This is a genomic window from uncultured Lactobacillus sp. (assembly GCF_944327175.1).
Taxonomy (GTDB): Bacteria; Bacillota; Bacilli; order Lactobacillales; family Lactobacillaceae; genus Lactobacillus.
Genome location: NZ_CALVGT010000020.1, coordinates 1 through 9,769 on the forward strand (window position 1 = coordinate 1; position 9,769 = coordinate 9,769).

Annotated in this window: 6 protein-coding genes and 1 tRNA gene; 2 read left to right on the forward strand and 5 right to left on the reverse strand. The window is 49.1% G+C overall.

Features of this window, described 5'->3' with window-relative positions; translation table 11 throughout:
* Positions 1–197: 197 nt before the first annotated feature.
* The 4 genes from galE to Q0J41_RS03320 all read right to left on the reverse strand — a co-directional run bounded on the left by galE (position 198) and on the right by Q0J41_RS03320 (position 6,426).
* On the reverse strand, positions 198–1,187 hold the full coding sequence (gene galE / locus Q0J41_RS03305) for a UDP-glucose 4-epimerase GalE (protein ID WP_296226081.1): 990 nt from the start codon (positions 1,185–1,187) through the stop codon (positions 198–200).
* An 81-nt stretch (positions 1,188–1,268) separates the two neighbouring features.
* Entirely contained in the window at positions 1,269–4,409 is a 3,141-nt protein-coding gene (locus Q0J41_RS03310; protein ID WP_296226083.1) for a DUF3427 domain-containing protein, read from the reverse strand.
* Between the two features lie 240 nt (positions 4,410–4,649).
* A complete protein-coding gene (locus Q0J41_RS03315) occupies positions 4,650–5,081 on the reverse strand; it encodes a helix-turn-helix transcriptional regulator (RefSeq protein ID WP_296226085.1) in 432 nt (143 codons plus the stop codon).
* A gap of 109 nt (positions 5,082–5,190) precedes the next feature.
* Complete coding sequence (locus tag Q0J41_RS03320; protein WP_296226087.1) at positions 5,191–6,426, reverse strand: OFA family MFS transporter; 1,236 nt, start codon at positions 6,424–6,426, stop codon at positions 5,191–5,193.
* Positions 6,427–6,714: 288 nt separating this feature from the next.
* Between Q0J41_RS03320 and Q0J41_RS03325 the strand changes: the two genes are divergently transcribed.
* Both Q0J41_RS03325 and Q0J41_RS03330 read left to right on the forward strand, forming a co-directional pair.
* Positions 6,715–8,016: an alpha-amylase family glycosyl hydrolase gene (locus Q0J41_RS03325; RefSeq protein ID WP_296226089.1), complete on the forward strand. Its 1,302-nt coding sequence runs from the start codon at positions 6,715–6,717 to the stop codon at positions 8,014–8,016.
* A gap of 284 nt (positions 8,017–8,300) precedes the next feature.
* Positions 8,301–8,373, forward strand: a tRNA-Thr gene (locus Q0J41_RS03330).
* A 240-nt stretch (positions 8,374–8,613) separates the two neighbouring features.
* Here the strand turns inward: Q0J41_RS03330 and Q0J41_RS03335 are convergent.
* Positions 8,614–9,663, reverse strand: a complete 1,050-nt coding sequence (locus Q0J41_RS03335; protein WP_023599651.1) for an IS30-like element ISLjo1 family transposase — start codon at positions 9,661–9,663, stop codon at positions 8,614–8,616.
* Between the last annotated feature and the right edge of the window lie 106 nt (positions 9,664–9,769).

The following is a 9,769-nucleotide window of genomic DNA, read 5'->3' on the forward strand; positions in this document are numbered from 1 at the left end:
TTCGGCAGCTCGAGCGGTACGATTGGATGTTCAGTCATAATATCATGTTCCTCCGTATTCAATTGTTAAGAACAGTATATGACTATTGACTGGGGGTTGATAGATACCGCGCTATTGGGTGCTTACATTTGATGACAAATAGGCGCAAAAAAATAGTGGACCTTCCATCTGAGGAAGTTCCACTATTTTTCTTTGTCTTACTTGCTAAAGCCGTTAGGATGCTTTTGGTGCCAGTTCCAAGCGCTGGCAATGATGTCGTCGACATTTTCGTACTTCGGACTCCAGCCCAGGACCTTCCGGGCCTTGCTTGAGTCAGCAACGAGTGAGTCCGGGTCACCGCCGCGGCGTGGCCCGATAGTATAAGGAATGTCAACGCCGGTAACCTTGATGGCTGCCTTCAGGATTTCCAGATTGGAGAAGCCGTTGGCCGTACCCAGGTTGAAGACGTCGCTTTGGTTGGTTTCCATCAAGTGCTTCAAAGCCAGGACGTGGGCGTCGATCAAGTCAACCACGTGCACGTAGTCGCGGACGTTAGTACCATCCTTGGTGTCGTAGTCGTCGCCAAAAATAGTAAAGTCACCGCCGCCAGCCAGGGCCGCCTTCATGATGTTAGGAATCAAGTGGGTTTCTGGGTGGTGGTCTTCACCAATTGACCCGTCCAGGGAAGCCCCCGCCACGTTGAAGTAGCGCAGGGCGATGGACTTGATCCCGTTAGCCTTGTCAGCCCAGTGCATGATCTTTTCCATCATCATCTTGGTTTCCCCGTAAGGGTTGATTGGGTTGAGCGGAGTTTCTTCAGTGATTGGCAGCTTTTCAGGGATGCCGTAAGTAGCAGCGCTGGATGAGAAGACCAGGTACTTAACCCCGGTTTCTTCCATGGCTTCCAGCAGGCTGATCATGCCAGAAACATTGTTCTTGTAGTACTTCAGCGGCTTCTTGACTGATTCGCCGACCAAAGAGTAAGCCGCGAAGTGCATAACTGCTTCGATCTTTTCTTCTTTTAAGACCTTGGCTACGGCTGCTGTATCCAGGAGGTCAACTTGGTAAAACTTGGCCTTTGGGTCAATGGCTTCCTTGTGGCCAGTGAACAAAGAGTCCAAAACCACTACATCGTTGCCATCGGCAACTAAACGTCTAACAGCGTGGGAGCCAATATAGCCGGCCCCACCGACAACTAAAATTCTCAATGTTTACTCCTTTTTTATACTAAAGTGCAAAACCTAACTGATACCTAGTATAACAGAAAATGTTTTCCCCGGCTGAAGCAATTACAGGGCAATCGCCTTGTTGGCCTTGGCCAAAAGACTGGCCGGGATCGCCTGGTGCAGGTGCCAGACAAAGGAAACCGGCCGCTCGCCAGTACTTGAAACATAATCCGCGTTGCCTAAGAAAGTGTAAGCTGCTGTATAATTTCCATGCTTTTTAAACTCTCTGACAAAAAGAGAAATCAGATTGTCGGTTTCGCCCTGGTGAATATAGCGCTGGATCTTGGGACTGGCTGGCCGGTCCTGGCTCTGGCTCTGCCAGTGGAAAAGCTGGGCATTGATGGCATAGTCTTCGTACATGGTTGACGGGGAGAAGTCCTTCTCACTCTTGTTCAGATTAATAAGGAAGATATCCGTCTTTTTATCAGCGAAGTACTTGACCCCCTCCCGGAATTCCGGGGACTGGTCCTGGTTGAAGTAGTCAAAAGCGGCCATGATCTGGTTGACATTGTAGTGGCAGTGGACTTCCAAGGGACAGGTGAAGGGGTATTCGTTAGCTTCCGGCAAGACGGTCAACTGGCTCAGCCGGTAGCGGAGGACTTCCATTAATTCTTCTTTGACGAAGTCTTCCTTTAAGAAGTCCTCGATCCCTGCATGCAGGTCCTTAAAGCCTAGTTGGGCCGGCTTTTTCTTGTAGAAGCTGTAGTAGAGCATCCCTAGCATCAAGCGTTCATTCTCATTTCTTGCCTCTTTTGGCGCATCCAGGTAAGCCAGCCAGTAGTCCAGGAGCCTTTTGGAATCGATGTGGAAAAAGCTGCTGAACTTCTGGTAGACCTGGTTTTCTACATCCCGGTCGTCAGTAATCAGTCCGGCCCATTTTTTCAAACGAAAAAGTGAACGCGACCCGCTGGCGTGGTAGAAGTCGTAAAGACTCATGTCATAGGCCTTGAGGAAGTTGGCCAAGGTCAGCTCCAGGCCCGTGTCTTCGCTAAAAGTCTTCACCCGCTGGATTAGGCCCTTCTTGTTAGCCGTGTTTTGGCCAAGGTTGGCCAGGATGTACTTTTTGGCAACGGGCTCAAGCTCCAGATAGCAGGCTGCTGGCAGATGCGGGAAGCCCTCCTTGACTTCATATGGCAGGGTATGGCCTGGTCCGGTCAAGGCCTTGAACTTGGCCTCGTAGTTATAGTGGCGGTTGGCCTGGCCGATGAAGTTCAGGACTGTCAAGCAATCCTTGCCCGGGCTGAGGCGGAGGCCCCGGCCCAGTTGCTGGAGGAAGATGGTCGGGCTCTGGGTTGGCCGCAGGAAGAGGATGGTGTTGACGGCTGGGATGTCGACACCTTCGTTATAGAGGTCAACGACAAAAATAAACTTGAGCTTGCCGGAGGTCAAATCTTCTTTCGCCTGCTGGCGGTCGGCCTGGGCAGTCTGGCCAGATAAAGCAGCGGAAGGGATGCCGGCCTGGTTGAAGGCGGCGGCCATGAATTCGGCGTGCTTGACGCTGACGCAGAAAGCTAAGCCCTTGATGTCTTCCAAATTGTTGCTGTACTTGTCCAGGCTGCGCAAAATCAACTTGGCCCGGGCATCGTTAGCCGTATAGACATTTTCCAGCTCACTGACCTCGTACTGGCCCCGGCTCCATTTCATGCCGGAGTAGTCAACATTGTCGGTGATCCCGAAATACTGGAAGGGGCAGAGGAGCTGGCGGTCGATGGCTTCACCAAGCAGCATTTCGGCGGCAATATTGCCGTCAAAGTACTGCAAGATATCCTGTCCGTCCATCCGGTCGGGGGTAGCGGTCAGTCCCAGAAGGATCTTGGGCTTAAAGTGACTGAGCAGCTTTTGGTAGGACTTGGCCGCGGCGTGGTGGAATTCATCGATGATGATGAAGTCGTAGTAGTCGCCGGGTAAAAGGTCAGCCATTTTTTCTGAATTAAAGGACTGGATGGAGACGAAAAGCTGGCTGATATCGTTAGTCTTGTACTGGCCGACCAGCAGCTGGCCGAAGTTGAAGTCGTTGAGGACCTCACGGAACTTTTGCAGACTCTGTTCCAGGATTTCCTGCCGGTGGGCGACGAAGAGCAGACGGGCATGGGGATGCTCTGCCAAGTAGCGCTTGAAGTCAAAGGCGGCGATGACGGTTTTCCCCACCCCGGTGGCGGCAACGAGGAGATTTTTATAATGGCCGTAAACTTCCCGCTCAGCCTGGAGGCGGTCTAAGATTTCCTGCTGGTAGTTGTAGGGCCGGATAGTGGCCTCCAGGTGGAAAGTATTTTCCTTATGCCGGTTCAGTTCCGTTTGCAGTTTCTTTCTGCAGTCTTCCTGATCCGGGTCAAAAGTTTCAAAAGAGGGGTCGTTCCAGTAGCTTTCAAAGGAAATGGCGAATTTATTGACGATGTCAAAAGACTCCTGCTCAGTGACCTTGACATTCCATTCCAGGCCCGTGGTCAAGGCAGCGCTGGAGAGGTTGGAGGAACCGATGTAGGCAGTGGTGAAGCCAGTATCTCTTTTGAATAGGTAGGATTTGGCATGCAGACGCGCATGGTCACTTTCGTAATTGATCTTGACTGTAGTGTTGGGCAGCTGGCTCAAGGTCAAGATAGCCTTGTAGTCAGTTGCTTGGGTATAAGTTGTAGCGATCACCCGCAGCTGGTGGCCGTTTTTTTGACAAAAAGACTCCAAATCTCCCAAAAGAGGGCGGATGGCCGACCACTTAATAAAGGAAACGAGCAGGTCGACCTGGTCAGAAGAGGCGATTTCCTTCTTGATTTCGCTGAGCATGCTGGGCTCATTTTTGCTGCCAGTAAAAAGGGCATTCTCAACCAAAGAAGTCTGGGGCCGGATGGGAGTGATCTTCTGGGACTGGGTCAGCTTATGGTAGATGGAGGTCAGGACTTCGCCTTTTTCCAGGATCTGCAGGTCCTCGTAGTCAGCTTCGTTGGTATGCTGGGCGACCTGGTCGACAATGGAGTTGGCCAGGCGAATCTGGGCTACGAGTGCGGCTCGGTCTTCACCGGACTTGAAGCTGTCGCGGAGGTAGTGCAGGCCCGACCGGATGACCTGGGAGAGGTAGATGGTCAAGAGCTGGCGGGAATCATCGGCGTTTAGCTGTTCCAGTTTGTAATCCCTGGTCTTTAGGTCAATTTTTTCCAGCTGGTCCAGGATTTCTTGGTTAAGGATTTGTTCATAAATACCGTCTTTCAGCATGCTTTTCCTGCTTTCTGAAGTGTTTTGCCTTAATTGTATCAGGTTCGGGGAAATTTGCTAAATTATGGCTTTTTGTTACCACTTTTGCCAAGCATGGGGTCAATATTTTTCTGGCCTACTTACTGGCGGCAGCCTTGTGTTTTGCGGTTTCTGTCTTATTGACTTTTTACATCATGTCATCCAACAATTTATAAGAAGGCAAAAAAGGAGCTGACTTCCAGTTAAGAAGCAGCTCCTTTCTTATTTAGTCGAATTGATCCAGTGAAAACCAGCCCCGATGAGCCAGATGGCATCTCCTAAAATAAAGAGGACCCAGCTGGTTGACCAGCGGCCGGTCGCGATGCTGGCCAGCAGGTAGACAGCGATGACGATGGTCCAGTAGATGCTGTTGATCCTGCCCAGGCGCTTAGGGTCAGCATCTTTCTTGTTCGGCCGGTCTATCTCTTCGCCTGGTTCGATGGTCTGTCCTTCTTGCTTGTCGTCTTTCAGCAGGTAGTCAGCTGGCACGTCGTATAATACCGCTAGTTTGGCGATATATGATATGTCGGGCACGCTGTCGCCGTTTTCCCAGCTGGCCACCTTGGCTTGCGTGGTCATTAATTTTTCCGCTAATTCTTTTTGGCTTAAGCCATGCTTCTTGCGCAGGTCGCGCAGCTTGCTTGGAAGCATCATGTTTTTCCCCCTCATCAATCTCTCTTCGATAATATTATAGCCTTTAGCCTGCTTAAAAGCTCGCGGGGGAAAGAAAAAGTTCCCGCGTCAGCAGGAACTTGAAAATTCACTAATCTAATTCGTCAGCCAGGTCGGTCAGCTTGGCAAATTCCCGCTGAACCAGGAAGGAGACGCAGAGGGCCAGGCCGGCCAGGATGATGAAGGCGGCCAAGGTCACGTAGTAGCTCTTCAAAACTTCGTGGGTGAAGGAGAGCAGGAGCGGGCCAACCATGCCGGCTGCTGCCCAGGCAGTCAAGATGGAGCCGTGGATGGCGCCGAGTTCTTTAGTGCCGAAGACGTCGCCCAGGTAAGCCGGGATAACTGAGAAGCCGGCCCCGTAGCAGGACATCAAAAGGCTGAGGGCTACAGCAAAGATGAATGGTGAGTGGGTGAAGATCAAGATCACGAACATAGCCATGTCAACGACAAAGATCAAGCTGTAGGTCAAAGGCCGGCCGATGTAGTCGGACAAGGTTGCCCAGATCAAGCGGCCAAAACCGTTGAAGAGGCCGATGATGCCGACCATGACGGCGGCAGTAGCCGCGCTCATCCCAGTCAGTTCCTGGGCCATTGGTGAAGCGGCGGAGACCAGGGCGATCCCGCAGGTGATACTGATAAAGAACATGAACCAGAGCAGGTAGAAGGTCTTGGTCTTCAGTGCCTGGTTGGCCGTCATCTGCAGGCCGCCAGTCAAGGAAAGAGCTTCCTTGTCTTCACTCTTGAAGTTAGCCAAATCTTCTGCACTTGGCCGCTTAATGAACTGGGCAGAAACAATCATGACCAGGAAGTAGCCGGCCCCCAAGATGTAGAAGGTATTGGACAAGCCAACGCTGGACATCAGGAATTGGGCGATTGGGCTGGTCAAAAGAGCGGCAAAGCCGAAGCCCATGATGGCCAGGCCAGTAGCCAAACCCCGTCTGTCCGGGAACCACTTGATGATGGTTGAGATCGGGGTGACGTAGCCGGCACCCAGGCCCAGGCCAGCGATGACGCCGTATGAAGCGTACAAGAGCCAGAGCTGCTGGTTTTGCACAGCCAGGCCAGTCAAGGCGATCCCGCTCCCGTAAAGGATGGCGGAAACAGTCCCGGTCAAGGTCGGGCCGAATTTTTCAACCAGGCGGCCCATGAAAGCCGCGGACATCCCCAGAAAGAAGATGGCCAAACTAAATGCAAATGCAACTGATGATTCGCTCCAGCCGGTCTGTGCTGCGATTGGCTTAGTGTAGACGCTCCAAGCGTATACTGAGCCGATCATCAGATGCAGCATGACCCCCGCCAAAGCAACAATGTAACGATTAGTTTTCATTGTTCAGATATTCTCCTTATAAATCTTTGGACTTTGTAATAATACACGAACAATATTCTTAAATAGGGTCAATATCATTCGATGTGTTAAGGATACCATATCAGTAATGTAAGGACAAGCTGAAATTTTCAAGGTCTTGGGTTGGAACCGCTAACCTTGCTACTAAATCTAGGGTACGTTATTTTAAAAAGAGTTAGCGGTAACATGACCGGAAAATGTGAAAGCGCTTAGGAAAACGGCTAAGATAGAAGGGTGAGAAAAAGAGGGCGAAGTCCCAAGGAGGAAAAAATGGCTAGCGATACCAAGATTGACTTGCGCAAGCAAATGATTTACAGCATTTTTGTCAGAAACTACTCGCCAGAGGGCGACTTTGAAGGGGTCCGGAAGGATTTGGACCGGATCAAGGACTTGGGGACGGACATCATCTGGCTCTTGCCCATCCAGCCATCTGGCGTGAAAAATCGGAAGGGGAGCCTGGGTTCACCCTACGCGATTTCCGACTACCGGGCGATCAACCCGGAATACGGGACCATGGAAGATTTCAAGCGCCTGTGTGACGACATTCACGCCAAGGGGATGAAGATCATCATCGACTGCGTCTACAACCACACTTCACCAGACTCAGTCCTGGCTAAGGAACATCCGGAATGGTTCTACCACAAGAAAGACGGCAGCTTTGGCAACAAGGTCGGCGACTGGAGTGACGTCATCGACCTGGATTACAGTCACCAAGAGCTTTGGGACTACCAAATCGAGACCCTCTGCATGTGGGCCAAGTACGTCGACGGCTTCCGCTGCGACGTTGCCCCGATGGTGCCAGTAGCCTTTTGGCAAAAAGCTCGAGAAGCCGTTGCCAAGGTGCGGCCTGGCGCTATCTGGCTGGCTGAATCTGGCGACCCGGGCTTTATCCGCTTCTTGCGGGCAAAAGGTGCGGTTGGCGGGTCTGACTCTGAGCTCTACCAGGCTTTTGACATGACCTATGACTATGACATCTACGCTGATCTCAGGAGTGCCTTGACCGGGCAAAAGGACTACCGCGACTACATCGCTGGCCTCAACCGGCAAGAAGGGATCTACCCAGAAAACTACGTCAAGGCCCACTTCTTGGAAAACCATGACGTGATCCGGGCCCACGGCATGATCGACGATGAATCCGCCTTGCGCGCCATGACGGCCTTTGTCTACTTCATGAAGGGGGCAACGCTCATCTACAACGGGGAAGAAAAGGGCGACGCTCACCACGTAACTCTCTTTGACAAGGATCCAGTTGACTGGAGTGGGGATATTGACTTAACTCCGCTCATGCAAAAGATGCACGAGATCAAGCAGCTGCCGATCATGGCCGAAGGCAACTTTGAAGCCAAGATCGTGCGTGATGGCGTCTTTGAAGCAGTCTATACGGAAACGACGGCTGTGGATGCCGATCGTGAGCCAAAGAAACTGGTGGGGATTTTTAACACGACGGGCAACGCTGTTGCTATCCAGGCTAAATTGCCAGAAGGCATCTACCACAACCTCTTTGACGGCAGGGATGTGCAGGTCTACTCCGACATCCTGCGGGCCGGCGAAATCACGATTATTGAAGCCTAAAGAAAGGACTCTAGCTAAAGTAGCTAGAGTCTTTTTGACTATAAAAATTATGGATTGTCCTTCTTGCTCTACGGCCAGTCTTACCTGGTAGTCGGCTATGCGACCAACCTGGCCAATTCCAAAAGCACCTGGTGCAATTCGCCAGTGAAAAATAATCTCTCTTATTATTTCAATTTTCGGCTCAAGACTGCGGTCTTGGGCTTTTTTGGTGGGAGAAATTCAAGCTACAAAAGTTGTGTTTGACATTGTCCCTTCATTTGCTATAATAAAAGAGTTGAGAAATTGCCAATTTAGCTCAGTTGGTAGAGCATCTCCCTCGTAAAGAGAAGGTCGTTGGTTCGATTCCAATAATTGGCATACTTTTAAGCCGTTTTAAAAGGTTACAAGCCTTGATACGACGGCTTTTTTGCTGTTTTAGATAAATTTCTTGAAATAGGCAATTTTTTACATATTTTTGGCTATCATCATCAAGATCTAACCAACTTTCAAAACTGGTTAGGTGAAAGAAGTAATGTACACGCCGACTAGACTTCAACTTTAAAAAATTGAAGTCTTTTTTGTTTTCGCCAATTGCAATAATAAATTGAACACTTTTAGTTAAGCTGCTTGATAGATTAGATCTAATTCTCTTTCAAAGATTTCATCTGGTGTATGATAGGCCAGTATCTTTCTTGGCAAAGAATTGCACCAGGTTTCAATATTAATGATGTCTTGTAAAGAATAGTTAGCTATTGCTTCTCCCTTAGGAATGAATCTGCGAATAAGGCCATTGTGTCTTTCAACTGTTCCCTTATCACAAGAAGTGTAAGGATGGGCATAGTAAACCAGTGTATTGGATACTTTTTCTAGGTTGGAAAGATCTGCAAACTCTGAGCCATTATCAGTGGTAATGGTTTTAAAAATATCATTCCAATGTTCGCTGTATTGCCTTTGGAGTTCTTTAAAGGCCTGCATGACACTGACAGAAGTCTTGTCAGGAATACGAAGAATTAAAAACTCACGACTCATACGCTCAGATAAGGTTAGCAGTACCTCATCATCTTTGCTCTTATGTCCGAGAACTAAATCGCATTCCCAATGACCGAATTCATTACGTTTATTGATCTCTTTAGGACGTTCTTCAATGCTTCTACCAAGTTTTTTCTTATTTTTGCGAATACGATGAAGCTTAGTATTGCGTTTAAGCTTCTCTGGCAAGTCGTAATTATAAATTCCTAATAAGCCTTGATCAACGTAATTATAAAGAGTTTTGGTGCAGACAACATCGCTGCTAGCGAATTCGCCAACAGCAGTAGCACGATTACTGCACACATCAAGCGACCAGCCATCTTTAAAAAAATGCTTGTGGACATAGCGCATGAATTGAGTTTTCCTGAGAAAGTCTGATTTGCGCCCACAATTTTTACGATGAGCTTTATATGCATCATGCCCTTGAGTAGCCTTATATTTTTTGACTTTACCATGATATAGTTTTACAGTGCCACGCTTAACCTCATAGCTGATAGTAGAAGGAGAACAGTTAAGTTCACGGGCAATTGCACGCAAAGAATAGCCATCTTTCAAACGCAATTGAATAATAACTCGCTCTTCAAATGATAAATGCTTGCCTTTAACGTGCTGGTTCATGGTAGAATGTAAAGAGTCCATTTTGACCTCCAATAGAAAGTTTTTGTGGTTATTAACATTCTATCAAACAGGTCCGAATGGACTTTTTATTTTTTATCAAGTGTTCAATTTAATTTTACAATCAGCG